Annotated in this window: 23 protein-coding genes and 2 tRNA genes; 15 read left to right on the top strand and 10 right to left on the bottom strand. The window is 68.3% G+C overall.

The window, feature by feature from the left end; all coding sequences use genetic code 11:
* Positions 1-52: 52 nt before the first annotated feature.
* Together AC5Y3P_RS13070 and AC5Y3P_RS13065 are read right to left on the bottom strand one after the other, a co-directional pair.
* Positions 53-125: transfer RNA gene (locus AC5Y3P_RS13070), tRNA-Arg, on the bottom strand.
* An 18-nt stretch (positions 126-143) separates the two neighbouring features.
* Positions 144-235: transfer RNA gene (locus AC5Y3P_RS13065), tRNA-Ser, on the bottom strand.
* Between the two features lie 87 nt (positions 236-322).
* Here AC5Y3P_RS13065 and AC5Y3P_RS13060 point away from each other — a divergent pair.
* From AC5Y3P_RS13060 to AC5Y3P_RS13050, 3 genes are read left to right on the top strand one after another with little or no spacing between them, the layout of a single operon-like run.
* Positions 323-1375: a pyridoxal phosphate-dependent aminotransferase gene (locus AC5Y3P_RS13060; RefSeq protein WP_500046325.1), complete on the top strand. Its 1053-nt coding sequence runs from the start codon at positions 323-325 to the stop codon at positions 1373-1375.
* A gap of 40 nt (positions 1376-1415) precedes the next feature.
* Complete coding sequence (locus tag AC5Y3P_RS13055; RefSeq protein ID WP_500046324.1) at positions 1416-1895, top strand: DUF4334 domain-containing protein; 480 nt, start codon at positions 1416-1418, stop codon at positions 1893-1895.
* A gap of 24 nt (positions 1896-1919) precedes the next feature.
* Positions 1920-2744, top strand: coding sequence for a crotonase/enoyl-CoA hydratase family protein (locus tag AC5Y3P_RS13050; protein ID WP_500046323.1), 825 nt, complete (start codon positions 1920-1922; stop codon positions 2742-2744).
* On the opposite strand, the gene AC5Y3P_RS13045 is transcribed toward AC5Y3P_RS13050, so the two are convergent.
* Positions 2698-3648 carry an NAD-dependent epimerase/dehydratase family protein gene (locus tag AC5Y3P_RS13045; protein ID WP_500046322.1) on the bottom strand — a complete coding sequence of 317 codons (951 nt, stop codon included), beginning with the start codon at positions 3646-3648 and terminating at the stop codon, positions 2698-2700. The genes AC5Y3P_RS13050 and AC5Y3P_RS13045 overlap by 47 nt on opposite strands.
* 65 nt (positions 3649-3713) lie before the next feature.
* On the opposite strand from AC5Y3P_RS13045, the gene pdxR reads away from it, so the two are divergent.
* From pdxR to AC5Y3P_RS13025, 4 genes are read left to right on the top strand one after another with little or no spacing between them, the layout of a single operon-like run.
* The gene (gene pdxR / locus AC5Y3P_RS13040) at positions 3714-5120 is read left to right on the top strand and encodes a MocR-like pyridoxine biosynthesis transcription factor PdxR (RefSeq protein ID WP_500046321.1); all 1407 of its coding nucleotides are present in this window, start codon (positions 3714-3716) and stop codon (positions 5118-5120) included.
* Positions 5121-5141: 21 nt separating this feature from the next.
* Complete coding sequence (locus tag AC5Y3P_RS13035) at positions 5142-5627, top strand: peroxynitrite isomerase (RefSeq protein WP_500046320.1); 486 nt, start codon at positions 5142-5144, stop codon at positions 5625-5627.
* Complete coding sequence (gene lipE, locus AC5Y3P_RS13030; protein ID WP_500046319.1) at positions 5624-6859, top strand: lipase LipE; 1236 nt, start codon at positions 5624-5626, stop codon at positions 6857-6859. The genes AC5Y3P_RS13035 and lipE overlap by 4 nt, the downstream gene beginning before the upstream one ends.
* Positions 6860-6914: 55 nt before the next feature.
* Positions 6915-7454: a hypothetical protein gene (locus tag AC5Y3P_RS13025; RefSeq protein ID WP_500046318.1), complete on the top strand. Its 540-nt coding sequence runs from the start codon at positions 6915-6917 to the stop codon at positions 7452-7454.
* 49 nt (positions 7455-7503) lie between these two features.
* Here the strand turns inward: AC5Y3P_RS13025 and AC5Y3P_RS13020 are convergent, their stop codons facing one another.
* Positions 7504-8193: a TetR/AcrR family transcriptional regulator C-terminal domain-containing protein gene (locus AC5Y3P_RS13020; RefSeq protein WP_500046317.1), complete on the bottom strand. Its 690-nt coding sequence runs from the start codon at positions 8191-8193 to the stop codon at positions 7504-7506.
* Positions 8194-8307: 114 nt separating this feature from the next.
* On the opposite strand from AC5Y3P_RS13020, the gene AC5Y3P_RS13015 reads away from it, so the two are divergent.
* Positions 8308-9366, top strand: coding sequence for an NAD(P)H-dependent amine dehydrogenase family protein (locus AC5Y3P_RS13015; RefSeq protein WP_500046316.1), 1059 nt, complete (start codon positions 8308-8310; stop codon positions 9364-9366).
* Positions 9367-9419: 53 nt separating this feature from the next.
* On the opposite strand, the gene gjpA is transcribed toward AC5Y3P_RS13015, so the two are convergent.
* A complete protein-coding gene (gene gjpA / locus AC5Y3P_RS13010) occupies positions 9420-10970 on the bottom strand; it encodes an outer membrane porin GjpA (protein WP_500046315.1) in 1551 nt (516 codons plus the stop codon).
* A 490-nt stretch (positions 10971-11460) separates the two neighbouring features.
* Positions 11461-13842 carry an arylsulfatase gene (locus AC5Y3P_RS13005; RefSeq protein ID WP_500046409.1) on the bottom strand — a complete coding sequence of 794 codons (2382 nt, stop codon included), beginning with the start codon at positions 13840-13842 and terminating at the stop codon, positions 11461-11463.
* 100 nt (positions 13843-13942) lie between these two features.
* Here AC5Y3P_RS13005 and AC5Y3P_RS13000 point away from each other — a divergent pair, with 100 nt between their 5' ends.
* Entirely contained in the window at positions 13943-15820 is a 1878-nt protein-coding gene (locus tag AC5Y3P_RS13000) for a hypothetical protein (protein ID WP_500046314.1), read from the top strand.
* Positions 15821-15964: 144 nt separating this feature from the next.
* Here AC5Y3P_RS13000 and AC5Y3P_RS12995 read toward each other — a convergent pair whose 3' ends face one another.
* Genes AC5Y3P_RS12995 through AC5Y3P_RS12985 form a run of 3 tightly spaced genes read right to left on the bottom strand, consistent with a single transcriptional unit; the run spans position 15965 to position 16926 of the window.
* The gene (locus AC5Y3P_RS12995) at positions 15965-16189 is read right to left on the bottom strand and encodes a hypothetical protein (protein ID WP_500046313.1); all 225 of its coding nucleotides are present in this window, start codon (positions 16187-16189) and stop codon (positions 15965-15967) included.
* Positions 16190-16246: 57 nt separating this feature from the next.
* The gene (locus tag AC5Y3P_RS12990) at positions 16247-16594 is read right to left on the bottom strand and encodes a VOC family protein (RefSeq protein ID WP_500046312.1); all 348 of its coding nucleotides are present in this window, start codon (positions 16592-16594) and stop codon (positions 16247-16249) included.
* Positions 16594-16926: a hypothetical protein gene (locus AC5Y3P_RS12985; protein ID WP_500046311.1), complete on the bottom strand. Its 333-nt coding sequence runs from the start codon at positions 16924-16926 to the stop codon at positions 16594-16596. Before AC5Y3P_RS12985 ends, AC5Y3P_RS12990 begins: the two co-directional genes overlap by 1 nt.
* 719 nt (positions 16927-17645) lie before the next feature.
* On the opposite strand from AC5Y3P_RS12985, the gene AC5Y3P_RS12980 reads away from it, so the two are divergent.
* Positions 17646-18077 (top strand): transcriptional regulator, encoded by a 432-nt coding sequence (locus AC5Y3P_RS12980; RefSeq protein ID WP_500046310.1) that lies wholly within the window; start codon positions 17646-17648, stop codon positions 18075-18077.
* An 8-nt stretch (positions 18078-18085) separates the two neighbouring features.
* Here AC5Y3P_RS12980 and AC5Y3P_RS12975 read toward each other — a convergent pair whose 3' ends face one another.
* The gene (locus AC5Y3P_RS12975; RefSeq protein ID WP_500046309.1) at positions 18086-19081 is read right to left on the bottom strand and encodes an AraC family transcriptional regulator; all 996 of its coding nucleotides are present in this window, start codon (positions 19079-19081) and stop codon (positions 18086-18088) included.
* 147 nt (positions 19082-19228) lie between these two features.
* Here AC5Y3P_RS12975 and AC5Y3P_RS12970 point away from each other — a divergent pair, with 147 nt between their 5' ends.
* From AC5Y3P_RS12970 to AC5Y3P_RS12950, 5 genes are all read left to right on the top strand, one after another.
* Complete coding sequence (locus AC5Y3P_RS12970) at positions 19229-19705, top strand: hypothetical protein (RefSeq protein WP_500046308.1); 477 nt, start codon at positions 19229-19231, stop codon at positions 19703-19705.
* Between the two features lie 94 nt (positions 19706-19799).
* Positions 19800-20093 carry a hypothetical protein gene (locus AC5Y3P_RS12965; RefSeq protein ID WP_500046307.1) on the top strand — a complete coding sequence of 98 codons (294 nt, stop codon included), beginning with the start codon at positions 19800-19802 and terminating at the stop codon, positions 20091-20093.
* Between the two features lie 271 nt (positions 20094-20364).
* Positions 20365-22740: a sulfatase-like hydrolase/transferase gene (locus AC5Y3P_RS12960; RefSeq protein WP_500046306.1), complete on the top strand. Its 2376-nt coding sequence runs from the start codon at positions 20365-20367 to the stop codon at positions 22738-22740.
* Between the two features lie 105 nt (positions 22741-22845).
* Complete coding sequence (locus tag AC5Y3P_RS12955; RefSeq protein ID WP_500046305.1) at positions 22846-23229, top strand: heme-binding protein; 384 nt, start codon at positions 22846-22848, stop codon at positions 23227-23229.
* A gap of 17 nt (positions 23230-23246) precedes the next feature.
* Positions 23247-23549 carry a hypothetical protein gene (locus AC5Y3P_RS12950; protein WP_500046408.1) on the top strand — a complete coding sequence of 101 codons (303 nt, stop codon included), beginning with the start codon at positions 23247-23249 and terminating at the stop codon, positions 23547-23549.
* Positions 23550-23552 lie beyond the last annotated feature (3 nt).

Genomic DNA, 23552 nt, shown 5'->3' with positions numbered 1-23552 from the left:
GGTTAATGCTGGAAATCCGGAAGCAGCAAGGCCGCCCACCGCTCGTACGAAGTGCGCCCGAAGGGATTCGAACCCCTAACCTTCTGATCCGTAGTCAGATGCTCTATCCGTTGAGCTACGGGCGCTGGACATATTCAGTTGTGTGGCGGAGGCGAGAGGATTTGAACCTCCGGTCCCCTGTAAGGGGGACAACTCATTAGCAGTGAGTCCCATTCGGCCGCTCTGGCACGCCTCCTCGAACTTGGTAGAGGTTACCGGATCCTCGTCGAAGCACCGGAACCGCCGAGGGCACAGCGTACAGGCACTCACTTATGCTGACCAAATGAGTACCCGGCTGCGCCCGCTGATGGCCGATCTGCCGGCCTACACGCCCGGCAAGACAGTGCCCGGCGCGATCAAACTGGCCAGCAATGAAACCGTCGACGGGCCGCTGCCCAGTGTGCGCACCGCCATCGAGAAGGCCACCGACACCCTCAACCGCTACCCGGACAACGGCTACGCCGAGCTCAAGGGACACCTGGCCAAGCACGTCGGTGTCACGCCCGAGCACATCGCGGCCGGCTGCGGCTCGGTCAGTCTGTGCCAACAGCTGATCCAGGTCACCGCGTCGGTCGGCGACGAGGTGATGTTCGGCTGGCGCGCCTTCGAGGTGTACCCGCTGCAGGTGCGGGTGGCCGGCGCCACCCCGGTGCCGATTCCACTGAAAGACCACGCCCACGACCTGGACGCCATGCTGGCCGCGATCACCGACCGCACCCGGCTGATCTTCGTGTGCAACCCGAACAACCCGACCTCCACGGTGGTGCCGCCGGCCGAGTTGGCCCGCTTCGTCGAGGCGGTGCCGCCGCACATCGTGGTGGCCATCGACGAGGCCTACGTCGAATACATCCGCGACGACCTGCTGCCGGACAGTCTCGGGCTGGCCGCGCGGCACCCCAACGTCGTCGTGCTGCGCACGTTCTCCAAGGCCTACGGGCTGGCCGGCGCGCGGGTCGGCTACGCGGTCGGCGATCCGGAGCTGATCACCGCGCTCGGCAAGGTCTACGTGCCGTTCACCGTCAGCGCGCTGGCCCAGGCTGCGGCGATCGCCTCGCTGGGCGCGGCCGATGAACTGCTGGCCCGCACCGACGCCGTGGTTGCCGACCGCCGCCGGGTCAGCGCCGCGCTGCGCGACGCGGGCTACAAACTGCCGGACTCGCAGGCCAACTTCGTCTGGCTGCCGCTGGGCCCCGAACGCACCGCCGACTTCGTCGAGCAGGCTGCCGAGCAGGCCCGGATTCTGGTCCGCCCGTACGGCACCGACGGCGTCCGGGTGACCATCGGAGCCCCGGCCGAAAACGACGCCTTCCTGGCATTCGCCCGATCCTGGATCTGAATTTCGGGCCGCGGCCGCCCATGCGTTAGGTTCAACCACCGTGCCAACGACCGACCTGCGCGCCCGCTTCGACGAACTGCGGCAACGCACCACCCCGCTGACCGACGCCGAGCTCGACGAGTTCTGGGCGCAACTGACCCCGACCAGCATCGAGGACATGCTCGGCGAATGGCGCGGCGGCGAATTCGTCACCGGCCACCGCGCCAACGGCATGCTGGAGAAGGGCCGCTGGCACGGCAAGGCGTTCTACTCGGCCGCCGACGCCAAGCCGCTGGTCTGCCTGGACGAGGACGGCAACAAGTTCTCCAACGCCGAATGGATGAAGGGCGAAGCCAGCCTGTGGCTCGAGCAGTTCCGCGGTGAGTTGGTGGCGACCATGGTCTACGACGGCGTCCCGATCCACGACCACTTCAAGCTGGTCGACGCCGACACCGTGATGGGCATCATGAACGGCAAGGCCGGCCTGGACTTCACCAGCGGCACCCCGCGGCACTTCTACTTCTGGTTGGAGCGGGAGTAACCGGACCGACTAACCTCGACGGTTATGGCTGACAGCTACGAGTCCCTTTCTGTCGAGATCAAGGACCACATCGCGCAGGTAACCCTGCTCGGACCGGGCAAGGGCAACGCCATGGGCCCGGCGTTCTGGGCCGAACTTCCGGTCGCGTTCGAGACGCTCGACGCCGACCCCGAGGTCCGCGCGATCGTGTTGACCGGGTCCGGTAAGCACTTCAGCTACGGCCTGGACCTGGCCGCCTCCGGCAGCACGCTGGCGCCGATGATGGCCGAAGGCGCGATGGCCCGCCCGCGCGCGGACTTCCACCGCCACCTGCGCGGCATGCAGCAGTCGATCACCGCCGTGGCCGACTGCCGCACCCCGGTGATCGCCGCGGTGCACGGCTGGTGCATCGGCGGCGGCGTCGACCTGATCAGCGCCGTCGACATCCGGTATGCGTCGGCCGATGCGAAGTTCTCGGTGCGCGAGGTCAAGCTGGCAATCGTCGCCGACGTCGGCAGCCTGGCCCGGCTCCCGCTGATCCTGTCCGAGGGTCACCTGCGCGAGTTGGCGCTCACCGGCAAGGACATCGACGCCGCCCGCGCCGAGAAGATCGGCCTGGTCAACGACGTGTTCGACGACGCCGAGGCCTGTCTGGCCGCCGCGCACGCGACGGCCGCCGAGATCGCCGCCAATCCGCCGCTGACCGTGCAGGGCATCAAGGATGTGCTCGACGAGCAGCGCACCGCCCAGGTGTCGGCCAGCCTGCGCTATGTGGCGGCCTGGAACTCGGCGTTCCTGCCCAGCAAGGATCTGTCCGAGGGCATCACCGCGATGTTCGAGAAGCGCCCGCCGAACTTCCAGGGCGAGTGAGCGCGTCGGCCATCTCGCGGTAGCCCTCCCGCACGCTGGGGAATCGCGGCTGCCACTGCGTGGCGGTCCGGAACCGCGCGTTGTCGACGCGCAGCGAACTGGTCATCGGCGCGGTGCGCGCGCCGAGCAGCAGCGCCAGCCGGCCCGGCCCGACCAGCCACGGCTTGGCGCCGGCCGCGGTCGCCAGGATCCGCACGTGTTCGCGCTTGGTGACCGGTTCGTCGTCGACGACGTTGTAGACCCCGGCTGGGCAGTCCAGCGCCGCGACCACCGCGTCGGCGGCGTCGGCCAGGTGGATCGAGGAGATGTAGCCTTCCGGTCGCCCGGCCAGGAAGCCGAGGTGCCGTCGCGCTGCGGCGAAGAATTGCTCACTGTGCGCTGCACCCCGGCCGTAGAACAGACCGAAGCGCAAAACCACTGCGACAGAGCCTGATTCGGTGAACCGGCGGGCGTTGGCTTCGGCTGCGTGGTTGCCCTCGGCGATCGGGAAGTGGTCCACCGGGCTCGCCTCGTCGAGCCACTGATCCCCGCCGTCGTGATACGTCATCACGATCGACTCCTGGACCAACCGCCCTACCCCGGCTTGCAGCGCCGCATCGACGACGGTGGCCGAACCCTCGGTGCGGATGCGGTGGCAGTCGCGCCACGCCGAGGCGAAGACATAGCGGTGCGAGGCCGGCAACGCCGACGCCAGGTTGACCACCGCGTCGTGACCGGCGAACGCCGCGGCCAGGGCGTCGCGGTCGAACAGCGACACCGCCACCGGGGCCGCGCCCTGGCTGCGCAGTCGTTCGGCGGCGGCCTGGCTGCGCGCCAGCGCTGTGACCTGGTGCCCGGCCGCGATCAGGGCGGGCACCGCATACCCGCCGATGGCCCCGGTCCCGCCCGTGACGAACACTCGCATCGCTGTTCCTCCTTCGTCAGGTTGAACGCTAGTCCGGTACTGGTCGCCGATTAAGCTCCACTTCGGTGAAGAAATCGGGTACCAATCCTGCGGCGGCCGGTTTCGGCCCGGAACTGCTGCTGCCCTTGGATCGCGAGGACCCGGTACCGCTGTACCGCCAACTCGCCGACAGCCTGCGCGACGCCATCCGCGCCGGCCGGCTGGCACCGGATACCCGGATGCCGTCCACCCGCACCCTGGCCAACGATCTCGGGGTGTCGCGGCGACTGGTCGTCGAGGGTTATGAGCAACTGGCCGCCGAAGGGTTCCTGGTGGCGCGCCGCGGCTCGGGCACGGTGGTGGCCCGGGTTGATACACCGGCCCCGCTGGAAGCAGCGGCAGCACCCGCCACCCCGGCGGTCTACGACGTCGACTTCCTGCCGGGCACACCGGATCTCAGCACCGTGCCGACGCACGCCTGGGTACAGGCGCTGCGCCGGGGCCTGGCCGCGACCCCGGTCCGCGACTTCGGCTACGTCGACCCGCAGGGTCTGCCGGCGAGCCGCCGGGCGATCGCCGACTACTTGCGCCGCACCCGCGGCGTGCTGGCCGGCGCCGACGACGTCATCGTGTGCTCGGGGGTCACCCAGGCGATCGCGCTGCTCGCCCCGCACATTGCCGATGCCCCGGTTGCCGTGGAGGATCCGGGGTTCTGGCTGCACCCGCGCATCCTGCGCCGGCACCGGATCGACCCGCTGCCGGTACCGGTGGACGAGTACGGCCTGGACGTCGGCGCGCTGGCCCGCACTGCCGCGCGCACCGTGGTCTGCACCCCGGCCCACCAGTCGGTGCTCGGCGCGGTGCTCGATCCGCAGCGCCGCGCACAGCTGGTGGGCTGGGCCCGGTCCGGCAACCTGGTGATCGAGGACGACTACGACGCCGAATACCGCTATGACCGCGCCCCGGTCGGGGCGCTGCAAGGCCTGGCACCGGACCGCGTGGTCTACACCGGGTCCACCAGCAAGACGCTGTCGCCCGGGCTGCGGATGGGTTGGCTGGTCGCCCCCGAGCAGCTGATCGGGCAGCTGCGCCGCGACAAACTGCTGGCCGATCTCGGTAGCTCGGTGATGGACCAGATCGCTTTCACCGAGCTGTTGAACTCCGGCTGGTATGACCGCCACCTACGGTTGACCCGGCGGCGGTATCGGCGTCGCCGCCAGGCGCTGGTCCGGGTGCTCGCCGAACGGCTGCCGGAAGCGCAGGTGCTGGGCACCGCCGCCGGGGTGCAGTTGGCGGTGCGGCTGCCCGCGGACACCGACGTCGACGCCGTCGTGCAGCGCGCGGCTGCAGACCGGGTGCGGGTGGAGTCGATGGCGCGTTGCTACGCCGACCCTGAGGCGGCCGAACCCGGCCTGATCCTGGGCTATGCCAACCTCACCGAACCCCAGCTGGCCCGCGGCGTGGACGTGCTCGCCCGCGCGGTGCGGGACTGAGCGCCCCGTAGGCTGGCAGACGTGGTGGACCTGCATCCCGACGTCGTCGTACTGGCTCCTCTGCTGGGCACCTGGGCCGGGCTCGGTGCCGGTGAGTACCCGTCCATCGAGGGCTTCGAGTACCGCGAAGAGGTGACGTTCGGTCACGTCGGCAAGCCGTTCCTGAGCTACGCGCAGCGCACCCGGGCGGCCGATGACGGCCGGCCGCTGCACGCCGAGGTCGGCTACCTGCGGGTGCCCTCCCCCGGGCGGGTCGAGCTGGTGCTGGCACATCCCACCGGGATCACCGAGATCGACGAGGGCAGCCTGGCCGCCGACGCCGACACGTTGACGCTCGAGCTGCAGTCCACGACGGTGGGCCTGACCTCCTCGGCCAAGGCGGTCACCGCGGTGGCCCGCATGTTCGAGCTCAGCGGTGACACGCTGAGCTATCGGGTCGCCATGGCTGCAGTCGGTCTGCCGCTGCAGCATCACCTGGCCGCGACGCTGCATCGGCAGGACGTATGAGCGCCGACGGCCGGATCGCGGTCCCTGCGGACTTGGAATCGGTGACCGCGCGTGGCGTCGAAGATCACACCGATGTGGATTCGGCTGGCGTGGAACGGATCTGGCAGTCAGTGCGGCACTGGTATGCGGCCGGTATGCACCCGGCCATCCAGGTGTGCATACGCCGGGACGGCAAGGTGGTGCTCAACCGGGCGATCGGGCACGGCTGGGGCAACGGCCCCGACGACGGGCCGGACGCCGAGAAGGTCCCGGTGCGTACCGACACCCCGTTCTGCGTCTACTCGGCGGCCAAGGCGATCTCCACCACCGTGGTGCACATGCTCGTCGAACGCGGGCACTTCTCGCTCGACGACCGGGTCTGCGACTACCTGCCCAGCTACACCAGTCACGGCAAGCACCGCACCACAATCCGGCACGTCATGACGCACAGCGCCGGCGTGCCGTTCGCCACCGGCCCGCGCCCGGACCTGCGCCGGATGGACGACAGCGACTACGCGCAGCAGATGCTCGGCGCACTCAAACCGGTGTACCGGCCCGGGTTGGTGCACATCTACCACGGCCTGACCTGGGGTCCATTGGTGCGTGAGATCGTGCTGGCCGCAACGGGACGCGGCATCCGCGAGATCCTGGCCACCGAGATCCTCGAACCGCTCGGGTTCCGCTGGACCAACTACGGGGTCACCGCCGCCGACGTGCCACTGGTCGCGCCGAGTCACCCGACCGGTAAACCGCTGCCCCCGCCGATGGCCCGGGCGTTCAAACTGGCGGTCGGCGGGACCATGCGTGAGATCATTCCGTTCAGCAACACCCCCGCCTTCCTCACCAGTGTGGTGCCGTCGTCGAGCACGGTGTCCACCGCCGAGGAGTTGTCCCGATTCGCCGAGATCCTGTGCCGGGGTGGCGAACTCGACGGCGTCCGGGTGCTGCGCCCGGAGACGCTGTACGCCGCGACCCGGGAGGCCCGGCGGCTGCGTCCCGATGTGGCCACCGGTTTGCAGCCGATGCGGTGGGGCACCGGGTACATGCTCGGGTCGCGGCGGTTCGGTCCGTTCGGCCGCGACGCCGCGGGCGCGTTCGGGCATACCGGTCTGGTCGATATCGCGGTGTGGGCCGATCCGTCGCGGCGACTGTCGGTCGGCATCGTCAGCAGCGGCAAACCCGGCAACCATCCGGAGGCCAAGCGCTATCCGGCGGTGTTGAACCGGATCAACGCCGAGATGCCCCGGCAATGACTGCCCGGCGCCGCCGATCTGCCGGTGCCGCGGCCGCATCTGATTGACTGTCGGCATGGTGTGTCGAGATCGATCACTGGCGGTGCTGGCGGTTTCGCTGGTGGGTGCCGCGCTCGCGCTGACCGGGTGCGCCGGCCGGGGCGGTGAGGACAGCACCGCCGCGGAGTCCACGACCGACCAGACCGTGGCCGCCTCGACCCCGAACGCCGATGCGGCGCCGGCGGATTCGCTGCCGCAGGGCTTCCCCGCCGACATCCCGCTGGTGCGCGGAAACATCGAGGGCAGCGCCGAAGAGGTGCCCGGTTCGGGCGGCGGCAAGATCTGGACGGTGATCGTGTCTGCCGTCGAGGAGGACGACTTCCAGACCGCCGAGCAGTTGCTGACCGACGTCGGTTTCACGCCGGACCCGGTACCGAAACCGGCTGCCACCTGCGAACGCGAGGCGAGCCTGACCAAGGAGAACACCGACGGCAGTGCCTACGTCGCCCGGTTGTGCTCGAGTACTCCCCCGACCGGCTACCAGATCAAGTACAGCGTCAACGTCTACCCCGAGTCGGTGTGGGGTCCGGGGCTGGCGACGCTGCCCGGCTCGTGATTTCGGTGCGTTTGGGGGCGCTCAGCGCACCCAAACGCACCGAAATCGCTCAGTGAAGCGACTGTTCCAAGCCGGCGATGACGACGCCGAGGTTGAACTCGAAGTCGTCCACGCCCGGCGCGCCGCGCTGCTCGGTGACGGCAGCCAGCAGCGGAAACTCGCCTGCGGCAAACTGTTTCAGCGCGCGTTCGACTTCCGGCGTCTGATGCTTGATCCGCGACTCGGGCGAGCCCAGGACGTCATGGCCGGCCGACAACGCGATGCCGGTGACCAGGGTCAGGACGCGGCCGGCCTCGTCGACGCCGAAGCCGCCGTCGGTCAGAGCCCGCAACACCTGCTCGGCCAGCGCCAGGCTGGCAGCCCCGCCGATGCCGCTGATCCGGAAGTTCATCCCGGTCGCTCCGGCCTTGCGCACCCCATTGCGGATCGCGGTGGCGTGCGCGCGCAGGATCTCCTGCCAGGGCGCGTTCTCGGGCAGTTCGGTGGCGCGCAGTTCGGCTTCGAAGCAGTCCGCGACCACCAGCTCGACCAGCCCGTCCCGGTCCCCGACGTAGTGGTGCAGTGCGGTGCGGTCCACGCCGAGCGCGTCGGCCACCGCCTGCATGGTCAGACCGCCGGGGGCTACTTCGCGTGCGGCGGCGATGATCTGATCGCGGTCGATGCGACGTGGCCGGCCCCGTCGGGGTCGGCTTTCCCGGTGCACGGGTTGGTCAGCCGTGCCCTCCGCGCTGTCGGTCATCGCGGTCACCTTAACGCCTGCGCCGCTGTGACCGGGGCCGGGCCTTGACAGCCCGTGTTAGTTTTCTCACGGTCGTGAAAAAAGCTATCCGGGTCGTGGCGGAAGGGATCAACCGTGTCGAAATACCGCGTCGTGCAATGGACCACCGGCAACGTGGGCAAGAGTTCGGTGGCGGCGATCGCCAAGAACCCCACCCTGGAGCTGGTGGGCTGTTATGCCTGGTCGGAGGAGAAGGTCGGCCGCGACGTCGGTGAACTGTGCGGCATCGAACCGCTGGGCGTGCAGGCCACCAACGACGTCGACGCGCTGTTGGGGCTCGAGCCCGACGTAGTGGTCTACAACCCGATGTGGATCAACGTCGACGAGTTGGTCCGCATCCTGGAGGCCGGGATCAACGTGGTGGCGACGGCGTCGTTCATCACCGGTCACAACCAGGGCGACGGGCGCGGCAGGATCGAAGCCGCCTGCCGGCGCGGCGGATCCACCATGTTCGGTTCCGGGATCAGCCCGGGCTACGTCAACCAACTGTCGGTGGTGGCCGCCGGGATCTGCGACCGCGTCGACAAGATCACCGTCAACGAAGCCGCCGACACCACGTTCTACGACTCCCCGGACACCGAGCGCCCGGTCGGTTTCGGGCGTCCCATCGACGATCCCGACCTGCCGGCGATGACCGCGCACGGCACCGGGGTGTTCGGCGAGGCGGTGCGGATGGTGGCCGACGCGCTGGGCATCGACCTCGACGAGGTGCGCTGCGACGCCGAATACGCGAAGACCACCGAGGATCTCGACCTGGGCTCGTGGACCATCCCGGCCGGCGGTGTGGCCGGCGTGTACATCAGCTGGAAGGGCATCGTCGACGGTGTGTCCCGGGTGGAGATCAACATCCTGTGGCGCAAAGGCCAGACGCTGGAACCGGATTGGCAGATCGACCAAGACGGCTGGGTGATCGAGGTGGCCGGGCGACCGACGGTGACGATGAAGGTCGGTTTCTTGCCACCGCCGGACTTCGAAGCCACCACGCTCGAGGAGTTCATGGTGCTCGGGCACATCATGACCGCCACCCCGCCGATCAACGCGATCCCCGCGGTGGTGGCCGCCGAGCCGGGCATCGTCACCTACAACGACCTGCCGCTGATCCTGCCGCGCGGCGTAGTCCCCAGCGCCAGTTAGCTTCTGCGCGACGACGGTAACGGCCCCGCCCCCCGAGGCGGGGCCGTTACCGATCAGGCAGCGTCGCTACCGGCGTCCTTCTTGACGGCGCGCTTCTTCTCGGCGCGCTTCTTGGGGCCGGTGTCGGTGCTGTCTGCCGACTCGCTGGTGGCGTTGTCGTCGGCCTTCTGCGTGCCCGGTCGCTTGGGCAGGCTGTCCCGGATGCTCTTACCGAGGTCGGAGACCTTCTGCTTGACCTGAGTGCGGGCGTCCTCGAGCGTGCTCGACAGTCGGCTGCCCGGGGTTGCGCGCTTGACTGTCGTCGTGCTTTCCGAGGCGTTGGTGTCCGGTGTCAGTCCAGACGATGCGGCGCCGTCGCTGACCTGCTCGGCGAGCTTGGACACCATCTTGGCATCCCCGTCCGTTGGGACCGATTCCTGCACAACATCTTTCGGCGTCAAGGCAGGATCGGTCTTTAGATCCACGATTGGACTCCTATCGCCCGTCACCGAGGCCGGAATATCAGCCGGACCCTGAACCTCGACCGGGGCCTGGGCGGTCAGCGCGGCTGGTGTCTCCGGAGGATCGACCGTCGGGAAGGTGACGTCGGTCAACGGATTTCCCGTACCGTCCCAGCCGACTGCTGCGGCGATCATCTGCGAGAGGTTGACGAGGGCACCGAGCGGGCCGACGGCTTGGCCGGGAACCGCCAGGGCGAAACCGCCGAGATCGACCGTCAAGCCCACCGAATTGAAGATCGAACCGCCGATGCCGTTGTTCACTTCGATGTTCGGTGTGCCGCCTTCGGGGCCCAACCCGGTCACGCCGGGCGTGAGCAGCCCACCGAACGCCAGGCTCAGCGACGTCAGGGCAATGCCCTCCGGGAAGGGCACGGCGTCCGAGATCAGCGGCAGCAGCGGATCGAGGTTGAGGGTCGCGCCGTTGAAGAACGCACCGACGACCTCGGCCGGCGCAGCCACCAGCGCCTGCAGCGCCGCCTCGAGGTTCGCGGCATTGGCAATGGCCGAAACGCTGTTGACCAATGCCACCACCGGGCTGACGACCGGGCCGATCGCCCCCATCAGAACACCGCTGACCGGTGAAGAGATGAACTGCACCACCTCGGCGATCAGATCGGCGGTGGCCGGATCCGAGGCCGGCAGGAACATCGGGAGCAGGGCCGCAAATGCCGCATGGAACCCGTCGTTGCTCTGCAGTAGCGGCACCAGAGTGGTGTCGTCATTCGGGTCGATTTCCAAGCCGAGGAAGGTGGCCATCTGGAATGCCGCCTTCAGGTTGGCGCCAGTCGCTTCGAGCGCATCTCCGATACTGGCCGGGTCATTGAGCACCTCCCCCAACTGATTGAGTTGGTTGACGATCACCTGCTGCAGCACCGGCGCCGGCGCCTCGAAGAACGTGTCGGCGAGCTGCGTGGTGTTGTCGGATGAGGTGTGGAAGAGATTGACCCATGGGCCGATCGGGTCGACGGCGGCGGACAGCGTGACCGCTTGATCGGAGGCACGTAGGTCCGCAGTCGGCGGTGGCGCGGCCGGTGTGATTGCGATGGCGCTAGCCCCCAACAGCGCTATCCCGGCGGTCGCATACGGACGAAGTCGTACTTCCATTTACTCGCTCCTAACGGCGTGGTCAATAATTCACGCCGGGGTCGCTACCTAATAGGAAGCTGAGAATTCTCCGGAATGCATTTATCGGTAGGCAAGTGGCAGATTGTGTCGAGTGCGGGCTTCGGCGTTTGCGGTTGTGCGTCAATTACAGTGGTATACACCGGAATACAGGAAAGACTCGCGGTCACACGGATGTGATCGCGAGCGCAGTTGGGCCCCAACGTAGCCGAGGATGCGCTGAGAAACCTGAGAATTAGATTCTCTCCTTGCACGGGCAATGTTTCCCAGATCAACCTGCTGGGCTCCTGGCAAACTTCCATCCGAACCCCGCCTCGAACCTCAGATCCCGCAAGGCGACGTGCACAACGACTGCGGTTTCGGCCACTCGACCGCAACCTCGCCGCGGGGTAGATCGGGGTGCTCGACTGACCTCTCCGCCGGTCAGTGCGGTGTTCGTGTTGCGGCGCGGGCCGTTGTGGCGCCTGTGCCGTCAGGTGTAGGCGACGTGCACCGTGCGGATCAGCCCTTCGTACGGGAACGGCGCCTTCTCCCGGTAATCCATCGACACCGGCGACCCCAAGCAGGTGCCGATGTCCAGGCAGTCGTTGGCGGTGAACAGCAGCGGCGCGCTGACCGGCACCGTGCCGGACGCCACCTCGATGCCGTCGACTGCGATACCGATGTTCAGCGGACCGCCGGCCCGAGCCTCGGCGTATGCGGTGGTCACGGTGAGGGTGTGCTTACCCGCTGCGACCGGGTCCGCAGACCGGATCTTGGTCTTCATCAGGATGAACAGGTTGTACTCGTAGCACAGGTACCCGTCCTCCATGAAGCAGGTCAGGCCGCCGGCACCGCTGCCGAGCGCGTAGAGCACGCCGTTCGCGTTCTCCGGAACATCGAGATCGATGGTCAGCGTGTTGTTCTTGTTACCGAGGCCGGGCGCGCAGAACTCCGGCATCCGGATCATGTCGCCGGCGAACTCCCACTCGGTGAACGGCGGCGCAATCCGCAACTCGGGGTGATACACCGGCACCCACAGCCCACCACCCACGGGGAGCACCGCATTCTTCGCGGCCTCGATCGCGAACGTCTCACGCATCTGCGCCAGCTTCTCCGGCATATCCGCGGCCAGATCGTGGGCCTGAGTCCAGTCCTCGTCCAGGTTGTACAGCTCCCAGGCGTCCTGATCCGGGGTCCACGTGGCCATTCCGGGCGGCAGACCGGGCACCCACGGCAACCGCGGCCCGACCGCGCCGGCGAACCAACCGTCGTGATAGATCCCGCGGCTGCCCATGATCTCGAAGTACTGGGTCTTCTTGCCGCCCTCGGCGTCCCGATCGACCAGCGTCTGCGCGAAACCGGCACCGGCCAACGGCATCTGGGTCTCCCCGGACACGGTGCGCGGCGGCTCGATCCCCACCACCTGGTAGATGGTCGGCACCACGTCGTTGCAGTGCAGGAACTGGGTGCGCGGGGTGGCATCGGCGGCGACCTTCGCCGGCCACCGGACCGCCATCGGGTTGCGGGTACCGCCCAGATGCGAGGCCATCAGCTTCATGCCCTTGTACGGGGTGGAACCGGCCCAGGCCCAGCCCGCGTGGTACTGGTTATCGACCAGCGGCGAGCCCAGCACGTCCAGACCGCCGAGCTCGTCGAGGGCGTCGATGTGCTGGCGCACCGTGGTGGGGATCCCGTTCTGCGCCAACAGCTCCGAAATCGTGCCGTTCTGCCCCTCACCGGAGGAGCCGTTGTCGCCCCAGATGTAGAGGAACAGGGTGTTCTCGGCGTACCCGAGGGCGTCGAGCTCGTCGGCGAGCCGGCCCACCTGCACGTCGACATGTTCGGCGTAGCCGGCGGCCACCTCCATCAGGCGGCGCTGGAAGGGTTTCTCGTCCTCGGGGATGTCGTCCCAGGCGGCCAGCTGCGGGTCACGCTCGGTGAGCTGGCAATCCTGCGGGATCCAGCCCTTGTCCTTGGCGCGTTCGAACACCCGCTGCCGGTAGGCGTCCCAGCCGTCGTCGAACTTGCCGGCGTACTTGTCAGCCCATTCCTTCATGATGTGGTGCGGGCCGTGCAGGCAGCCGCTGGCCCAGTACATGAAGAACGGTTTGTCGGCGTTGAAGGCCTTGTGCCGGCGCAGCCAGCCGATGGCGTCGTCGGCCAGATCCTCCGAGAGGTGGTACCCCTCCTCCGGGGTACGCGGCGGCGGAACGATAGTGGTGTTGCGCACCAGGTTCGGCTCGTACTGCGACGCCTCGCCGGCCAGGAACCCGTAGAAGTACTCGAAACCCAGGCCGGTGGGCCAGTTCTCGAACGGCCCGGCCGCGGTGGTCTCCTCGGCGGGGGTGTTGTGCCACTTCCCGAACGCCGATGTCGCGTAGCCGTACTGCTTGAGCACCTCAGCCACGGTGGCGCTGCTGCGCGGGATCTTCCCGGAGTAGCCGTCCCAGTCGTTGGCCAGCTCGGCGATCTGCCCGTTGCCGATCTCGTGGTGGTTGCGGCCCGTGAGCAGCGACGCACGGGTCGGCGAACACATGGCGGTGGTGTGGAACCGGTTGTAGGTAACGCCCTCGCGGCAGATCCGATCCATGGTGGACGTGGTCACCTCGCCGCCGAACGTCGACGGCAGGCCCGGACCCGCGTCGTCGATCAGCACGATCACGATGTTCGGCGTGTCCTCGTGCAACCGCCGCGGGACCTTGCGCGGGCTGTACGTGGAATCCTGCAACGTCCGGCCCGCGACACTGCCGGACGGCACCGGCGGGAACGGCAGCACGCCGCCATCCGGCAGGACCGGCGCCACAACCTGATTACTGCGCCCCTCAGACAACACGGCCCCTTCCCAAGACACATGGCCGCTGCGGCCAACCATGGTCGGGACGACCGCAACGCTGCGGTCCCCGACCGGAAAATAACTCTGCAGTATCCAACCACCGCGCGTCTTGACTTTGTTAGACAACTTCTTGACTGTCATGGACATGCAGTTGATCCGAGGATCGTGCCTGACCGGGTTCGACTCGCTCGTCGCGGCGCGCGGCGGCGACCCCGCCGAACTGCTGGCACTGGCCAACATCGATCCCGCCGATGCCGGCTGCGACGACCGGTTCAGACGTGCCCATCCCATCGTGAGATCCGAAAAGGACCAGTCACGCGGAACGACACGCCGACACGGCACCGGACACATTCCCCGGCGATGGGGTCAATATGTGTCGACTTTCAGCAGTTGTCCGATGAGACCGGTCAGCTCGGTGGAGAAGGCGGCCACTGAATGGCTCGGCGGGCTCAGCGACCTCTTCACCGAGATCGACACGGTGATGTCGAGCGCGGGAGAGGCGTACTTCACTGAGTACAAGGCACGCCTGCAGCCCCACCTCGATGCGATGAAGCAGCTCCGTGAGCAGGCCAAGCCGCTCCTACAGCAGCTCACCGCCGCCTCGGACGGGGCAGGGCAGGCGTACACCGCGATCCTCGACGCGAACCGCAGCGCGCGCGAGCAGCTCGTCGAAGCCGGGAAGCTCAGCGACCAGGCGGCGGCGCAGGCGGGCAGCTCGGCGCTGAGCGCTGCGGTCTCCACGGTTGAGGCGGCGGACCGGAACATCGCGGCGCTGTTCGGTGAGCCCGCCGCGGTACTCACGGCTACGGTCGCGGCTGGCACGGGGACGCGCATCGACCCGAGCAAGAGGACGGACCCGGTGCAGACCGCTCCTGTGGCGCAGAACCCGGTCACCCCGACGTCGCAGGCACCGACCGCCACGCCCACGAAGACGGAGACGCCGACCAAGACCAACGACCCGCTGAGCGACTTGCTCCGCACGCTGAACCAGAAGACCGCCACGCCGACCACGCCGAGCACCCCGAACCTGGGCAGCGGTCTCGGCGGGTCGCCGCTCGGTACGGGCGGGGGATCGCCGCTCAGCACCTCGCCGAGCAAGCCCCTCGACACCAGCAGCGACCGCAAGCTCGACGACGGCAAGAAGGGCGAGGACAAGAAGTCCGAGCGCAAGCTCGGAGACGAGCCGAAGAAGGAGAAGTCCGAGACCAAGCCGTCGCTCGCCGCGTCGAAGACCGAGAACGCGAAGACGAAGCCGGACCCGCTCACCGCCGCCGAGCGGCCCGGCGCCCCGGCCATGGTCCCGGCCCAGCCCGCCGCCGCTGCCGCGAACGCAGCACCCACCGCCGCGCAGGGACCGGCCGCGCCGCCCGAGCCGAGCAAGGAGGTCGACGTCAAGGGCAACAAGACCACGTTCCCCGACGCGAAGACCGCCAAGATGGCGCAGCTCCTCTCGGCGGCGGACCCGGCTCACCCGCTCAGCCTCTCCGAGGCCGCGAAGATGGCCGGCCTCACCCCGCCCGTGCCCGGGCAGGACCCCGGCAGCCAGGTCGCACCGGCTCAGGCCAAGCCGGGCGATCTCCTCGTCGCGGGGGACCGAAGCTACCTGCTCCTCGGTGACGGGCGCTTCTACGACCTGGCCGAGTACAAGGTCGTGGATGCGTCGCAGCTGCCGCAGGACATGGGGTCGAGGGGCGGTTACTTCCACCTGAACGACCCCAGCCCGAACACCGCTGCGGGTACGCAGCCGGTGTCGGGGCAGACCCTGAACGCTGTGGATCAGGTGGTGCCGACTGGTATGCCGGCGGCCACGGTACCGGCCGATGCCAGCGCCGCGAAGCCGGCCGGTCCGGTACCGGACACACCCGCTGCGGGTGGAGTTCCGTCGACCGGCATCCCTGGTGCCCCGAAGCCCGCCACCGGAGGTGGACCCAACTCGGCGGAGTCCACCGCGACGGGTACGGGTGAGGGGCAGCCGTCTCCCTCGACGCCGCGTCTCGATCCCACCACCGTCCGCTGAGCCCAGTACAGAACACCCCGCAACCGTTCAGGTAGCGGGGGGTTGCTGTGTCAGGGACGGGGGCTCAGTCGCGGTCGCGCTCCTCGTCGAGCCACTGCTCGCCGTCGTCGTGGACGTCCTCGTTGTCGTACACGGGCTCGGTGCTCATGCTTCTGCTCCGTCCCGCTGCGCCTCGATGCAGGCGGGATCAGACGCGGCCACCGCGGCGGCCACGGCGTCCCGTGCCACCCGCAGCGCGGTGACGGCCTCGACGTACCCGTCGGCGGAGGAGTCGAGCTCCTCGAACTCGGCGAGCAGTGCGCGCATCTCATGGAGCAGTTCCGGTGGTGTGTCCTCGGCGGCGGGCTTGGTCCAGGTCGTCTCGTTCATGGGCCGAGCATGTCGGCGGCACCGACAAGATGGTGCGCGCGGCGCGGGTAGCTGCTCTCAGCTCGGCAGCAGCACCACGGTGTTGCCGATCGGGTCGCTCACCCACCAACCGCCACCATCGCGGGTGCGTTCGGGCAGCGCGTAAGCCTTGTCCATCAACCTGGTCGCCGCGGCGTCGACATCCGAGTCGTGGAACTCCAGCCGGGTCGAGGTGTGGGGCCGCGATGTGGCCGGATACAGCTCCAGCGCCAGGCCGGTCTCCGGACACGTGACCGACCAGTGCTCCGGCCCGTACTCGCCGTGCTGTTCCCGTACGGGCTCGGCGTCGAGGATCGCCCCGTAGAACGCCGCGGCGCGGTCGAGGACCGGATCCGGCACGTACAGCACGATCAGCGACAGCTTCATCAGTCGATCCCCGGCAGCCGCATCTCCGACTGCGGAGCGATCCGCAGCTCGCCGCGGGCCTCCTGCTCTCGCAACGCCTGCTGCTTCTCAGCCGGCAACGTGAAGAAGTACTCCTCGGCGATCACCAGGGAGCCCGGGACCGGGCCGAACCCGGGTGTCGGCGTCGGGTGCACGTCTGGGCAGTCGGCCAAGCAGCACCCGCACTCGGTGTACCGGCCGAGCGGCTCGGGCTCCTCGCTGCGCAGCGACGGATTCGTGCAACAACCATCGAAGGACCCGACGTGGTCGCGGCGGGGGCAGTCACACAGCTCGACGGGCGCGGACTCGGTCATGCACCGGAGCGTAAGCCGGGGCGGTGACACGTCGCGAGGGAGTTTCACCCTCGGACAGGTCAGTCCCACGGTTTCCGCCGGCGCCACCACGGCGCCGATGCCCAGGCATCACGTTCCATGGTGACCGCGCGGAACCGCTCGTCGAGCCGATTCACCTCCGCCCGGAGCCTGTGGGCGTGCTTCCCACCACGGTGGACGAGCGCTTCGAGGCGGTCACGGGAGTCATCCCAGATCTCGCCTTGGCAGCACGGGCAGCCGATGTCGCCGATGTAGACGTAGCCACCTGATCGGTGGAGGCGTTCAGCTCGTTCGACTTCCCGTCGCCACTCGGTGAGGTACCGCAGGGCCGCGCCGTCTTTACGAGGGCGGCGGGGACGGTGCCGGTTCACCGGCGGAGAAGGGGCTGCCGCTTCTGGTGAGTGTGTGTCATGTGCGGCGCCGTGACGTGGCGCGGCCGGTGAGGCGGAACACGAACCCGGTTAGCCTACAACCGGAAGGCGTCCAGCAGTGCGGCCATCCCTCAACCCCGGTGTCCAGGAAAATCAAGAAGCAGTCCTGAGATGTCAAGGTCACAGCGGCTCAGCTCCCGCGAAGATGTGTAGGACGAGGAACCGAGAGTTTGCTGCCGGAGGCAGGGCGGGGATCAGTTGCGCTGCACGCCGAGTGGGAATCGGTTTGCAGCGCCGGTGCTATCTCGTGCAGAGGAAGGGAACGGCGGAATGAGCGCTGAGACAGTCGGGGGTGCGCCGGCACCTGACGCCAGCGCTGCGGGGGAACCGAGCTTCGCGGCGCGGCTGAATTTGCTGTTCGAGTCCGTGTACCCGCCCGGACGGGGTCCGTACCGCGACGCCGAGGTCGCCGACGGGCTGGCGCATCTCGGCTACCCGGTGTCGCGGCCGTACCTGTCGCAGCTTCGCACCGGCCGGCGAACGAACCCGTCGGAGACGACGATTCACGCCTTCGCGGAGTTCTTCCGAGTCGACGCCGCCTACTTCACCGACGACGAGTACTACCTGGCGATGCAGGAGGAGCTGGCCTGGTTGAGAGGGCCCCGCGACGGCCTCCTCGCGGACCTGGCCCGCGGGTTGCTCGGATTGTCGAGGGACTCCCACGCTGAGGTCATCGAATCGATCGAACGCGGGTCGTCGTAGCGCGCGGATCAGCGGCTGGTCCGATACTCCGTCGGCGTCACCCCGAACCAGCGCCTGCAGGCGCGGGTGAACACGCCGTGCTCGGCGTACCCGAGTTGGCGGGCCACCTGGGCCACGGGTAGGTCGGTGCCGGTGAGCAGGCGGTGGGCCAGGTCGCGGCGGGTGTGGTCGACCAACTCGGCATAGCTGGTTCCCTCGGTGGCGAGGCGCCGTTGCAAGGTCTTCGGGTGGATGCCGAATTGGCGGGCGACCTGCTCGGCGGACAATTTCCGCGTCGGTAGTAGCTGTCGGATGATGCTGCTCACGGTGTCGGCGATGTCGGGTGCGCGCCGCCCGTGGGTGTCGGACAGGTAGGCGAGGGCGACGCGGTGCGCGAGCGGGTCGTGGTTGAGTGGGCGCTGCAGATCGCTGGCGCGCAGGGTGAACCCGCCGATCGGATCGTTGAAGTGCGGTGGACAGCCGAAGAACTCGTGGTAGTCGGCCGTGGTACCCAGCGGCGGGTGCGGCAGGTGCACCGCCACCGGCCGGTAGGCGGCGCCCAGGAACAACCGCAGCACCTGGAGAGTGAGTCCGAGAGCCAGTTCGAGTGCCTGGCTTTGCGGCGGCGTGGGGCGCAGCAGGAAGTCGTACTCGAACCGGCGCAGCTGCGGATCGACGTGCGCGGTGATGCGCGCGGAGATGGCGGGGCTGTGGGAGTCCATGTGGGTGACCAGGACATCGAACGCTTCAGCGACTGTCGCTGCGGTGCGCGCGGCGACGGAGACTGGGCCGAGGATGTCGATGCTCTGCCGCCGGCCGAGTTGGCGGCCGAAGTCAGGCGCGCTCAGCATTGTTGCCGCAGTCTCGACTGCGACGATGGCGCTGCGCAGCGGGATGAACCGATCGTCGTGGCCCGCGTCGGCGGGGTCGACCCCGGCGGTGGCCAGCAGAGCGGCCGGATCTCCACCGTGGGCGGTGACGAGCGGTGCGAACCCGGTGAGTGACGATCCGCGGACCAGATGCATGTCCAGAATGGTCAATAATGTGTCCAGCAACGTCAAGGCGAGTGCCTGCTGGATCGTGCAGAGTGGAGGCCCGGTCGGGGGACCGCTTTCGTTTGTGGCCGATCCGATCGTGGTGGGGCGCAATGGCCGTGAGGAGGCAGCAGCGCTGTGCCCGGTATAGCTGAGATCGCTTTGGGCGCCGCGCCGATCGCCGGCGGTGCACTGCTAGGCGCTGTCGCCGGCAACCTGAAAGCACCGGATGTGCGCGCGGTGATCAAGGCCGACCTCGACATGCTCGACCGCATCCCCGAGGATCAGGTGCAGCGGCGCGCGGCGCTGTCCCAGATGATCGGGGCGCGCATCGATGACCTGGTCACCGCCGACCAGCGCGGCCGTGAGCTGCGTCAGGCGGCGGCAAACTATCAGGGCAGCTGGCGTGACATCGTGGTGTTCGTCTGCACTGTGCTGTTCACCGTCGTGTGGTGGCACGTCAGCCATCATCACGCGAACTGGTTGCCGATGTTCGTCGTGCTCATCGTGATGTCGGTGATCGCCGGTGCCTACGCCGCCCGCGGCGCGGTCCGCGCGCTCGCGCACCTGCTGCGCCGCAAGCCCACCCCCGCGGCGCGGCACTCCGCGCTGTAACGGCCCGGCGGCGGATCGTGACATGTCTGACGAAACCGCCGATGGCCCCTCAACGGAACCGGTCCCATGTACATCGCGACAAGGAGAAGCACGCATGAAGAAACCCGTTGGAACGCTGTTCACCGCGGCGGGATTGGCGATCGCGCCGATGATCTTCCTCGCACCCAGCGCGTCGGCTGACATCTGCGCCGGCGCGCATGGCCGCTTCGTCGGTGTTGAGGGGTGTGGCGCGCCCATCGCGCACATCGCCACCGGTGCGGCCATCGCGGGCGGTGTGGCCGCCGGGGTCGCCATCGATTCGGCTGCCGTGCCTTACGTGCCGGGGGAGATTCCGTGCTACACCGTCGAAGGCGTGCCGTACTACACCCCGCCGGGACAGCCCTGCTGACTAGCGGCGGGTCGCGGTGGCCGGGATGGGTCACCGCACTCAGCTCGCCGGCAGTACCCGTAGCGGCTATGGCGTCGCCGGCGGTCACCGACGGAAGCTGGACCCCTCCGAAGGTGTCGAAGAGTATCGACTGATCAAAATCCACTGTCGCCCAGTTAAATTCGCGCGAGTCGGGCAGTGTGGTAGTCGGATCGTGAAGGATGGAGACGCGTCGGCAAACGCCGGCGTGTGGGAGTTTGGCCCGTGGGGCCGATGGAGAGGACACGCGTAAGTGAGTACGGATCACCAGGTTTCCCGGACGCATCTGCCGATTCCGAGTGCCCCGCGAACGGGGTTGATCACCTATGACGCGAAGGATCCCGACACCCCGCATCCGCCGATCCGGGATGTGCGGCCGCCCGACGGTGCCCCGAACATCCTGCTAATCCTGCTTGATGATGTGGGTTTCGGGGCGGCCAGCGCGTTCGGTGGTCCGTGTGCAACCCCGACCGCGGAGCGGCTGGCGGCCGGCGGGTTGAAGTACAACCGGTTTCACACCACCGCGCTGTGCTCACCCACTCGCCAGGCCCTGCTGACCGGGCGCAATCACCACTCGGCCGGGATGGGTGGGATCACCGAGATCGCCACGGGCCAGCCGGGCTACAGCTCGGTGCTGCCGAACACGATGTCGCCGATCGCGCGGACCCTCAAGCTCAACGGGTACAGCACCGCCCAGTTCGGCAAGTGCCACGAGGTGCCGGTGTGGCAGACCAGCCCGGTCGGGCCGTTCGATGCCTGGCCGTCGGCGGGCGGTGGTTTCGAGTACTTCTACGGATTCATCGGCGGCGAGGCCAACCAGTGGTACCCGTCACTGTACGAGGGAACCAATCCGGTGGAGGTGGACCGCACCCCCGAGCAGGGTTATCACCTGATGGAGGACATGACCGACAAGGCGATCAGCTGGATCGGTCAGCAGAAGGCACTCGCCCCGGACAAACCGTTCTTCACCTACTTCGCCCCCGGCGCCACCCACGCCCCGCACCACGCCCCCAAGGAGTGGATCGACAAGTACAAGGGGAAGTTCGACGCCGGCTGGGATGTGGTACGGGAGCAGACCTTCGCCCGGCAGAAGGAACTGGGGGTGATCCCGGCGGACGCGCAGCTGACGCCGCGGCCCGAGCAGATCCCGGCCTGGGACGACATGCCCGAGGACCTCAAACCGGTGCTGCGCCGCCAGATGGAGGTCTACGCCGGGTTCCTGGAGTACACCGATCACCACGTCGGCCGGCTCATCGACTCCATCGAGAAACTGGGCCTGCTCGACGACACCCTGATCTACTACATCGTCGGCGACAACGGCGCGTCCGCAGAGGGCACCCTCAACGGCACATTCAACGAGATGCTGAACTTCAACGGCATGGCGGCCCTGGAAACCCCCGAGTTCCTGATGGAGCGCCTCGACGAGCTCGGCGGCCCCGACTCCTACAACCACTACGCGGTGGGCTGGGCGCACGCCATGTGCACGCCGTACCAGTGGACCAAGCAGGTGGCCTCACACTGGGGCGGCACCCGCAACGGCACCCTGGTGCACTGGCCGGGCGGTTTCGCGGCCAAGGGCGAGCACCGAGATCAATTCCACCACGTGATCGACGTGGCGCCGACGCTGCTGGAGGCCGCCGGAATCCCGGCGCCGCTGTTCGTCAACGGCGTGGCGCAGGCACCGATCGAGGGCACCAGCATGCTGTACTCGTTCGGCGACGGCAACGCCGCCGATCAGCACGAGACGCAGTACTTCGAGATGTTCGGCAACCGGGGCATCTACCACAAGGGCTGGACTGCGGTGACCAAGCACAAGACGCCGTGGCTGCTGATGGGCGAACAGACCGTCGCCTTCGATGACGACGTGTGGGAGCTCTACGACACCACCGTCGACTGGACGCAGGCCAAGGATCTGTCCAAGGAGCAGCCGGAGCGGCTGCACGAACTGCAGCGGTTGTGGCTGATCGAGGCGACCCGGTACAATGTGCTGCCGCTGGACGATGATCTGAACAAGCGGCTGAATTCCGACCTGGCTGGCCGCCCGACGTTGATCAAGGGCAATACGCAGGTGCTGTTCGGCGGGATGGGGCGGCTCTCAGAGAACTGCGTGCTCAACGTGAAGAACAAGTCGCATTCGGTCACCGCCGAGATCGAAGTGCCCGAGGGCGGCGCCGAGGGCGTGATCATCGCCCAAGGCGCCAACATCGGCGGCTGGAGCCTCTACGCGCACGGCGGCAAACTGAAGTACTGCTACAACCTCGGCGGGGTCAAGTGCTTCTACGCCGAATCCGCCGACCCGATCCCGGCCGGAACCCATCAGGTGCGGATGGAGTTCGACTACGACGGCCCGGGCCTGGCCAAGGGCGGAACGGTGACGCTGTTCATCGACGGTGAATCGGTGGGCACCGGTCAGGTGGAGGCGACGTTGCCGAACATCTTCTCCGCCGACGACGGCTGCGACGTCGGAACGGATTCCGGCGCCGCGGTCTCGCCCGACTACCGCCCCGGCGACAACCGGTTCACCGGCCGGATCCGCGGCGTGCAGTTGGCCATCGACGACGCCGCCGACGCTGCCGGCCATCACGTGGACCCCGCGGAGGCGGTTCGGATCGCCCTGGCCCGCCAGTAACCCCCGGCCCTGCGCGGGGCCACCCCGCGCAGGGTCCGGCCGCGGTCACCTCGACCAGCGGCGGCAAGAGTTCATCCGGTTCGACCAGAAGAATGGAGTTCCCCCATGCCCACGACACTGACCCGCCTGGCAGTTGCCGGAGCGCTCGCGGTGAGCGCCGCAGCGCTGCTCGGCGGGGCGACCGCGACCGCGGACCCGGCTGCGGATCCGCCCCGCCCGCCGAACTGCACTCCCGCTGACCTCGCCGGCATCGCGTCCGGAGTCGCCGCAGCGACTTCCGTCTACCTGTTCACTCATCCCGACGTCAACGAGTTCTTCGCCAGCCTGCACGGCCGTCCCCACGACGAGGTACCCGCTGCCAGCAAGGTGTTCTTCGACGCACACCCCCAGGAACTCGCGGAGCTGCGGGGCATCCGCCAACCGCTGGTCGACTTCCGCAACCGCTGCGGCTACAGCGAGCCGAACGCGCTTGAAGGACAACCGTCGTGAACAGATCGCCTCGGTCGATCCGGGCCCGCGTCGCAACCGTCACGCTCGCGTTCTTGACGCTGCCCGGCGCGATCGTGCTGCTGGTGCCCGCAGGTACGGCCAACGCGGATGTGTGCGCGAGCGGCGGGCGCCGCATCACGGTCGGGGGATGTGTCAACATCGCCGACGCCGTGGCCCCGTATGTGCCGCCGCCGGCCTACTACGCCCCGCTGCCCGAAGACGTACCCCCACCACCCCCTCCGCCACCGCCGCCGGGCTCCAACATCAGCGGCTGCATCGGTTACAACGGACGCTGGGTCCACGCCAGTGGCTGCAACTAGAAC

Source organism: Mycobacterium sp. NGS45 (assembly GCF_059812645.1).
The sequence above is the reverse complement of the archived record's forward strand: the minus strand, read 5'-3'. Positions and strand labels throughout refer to the sequence as shown.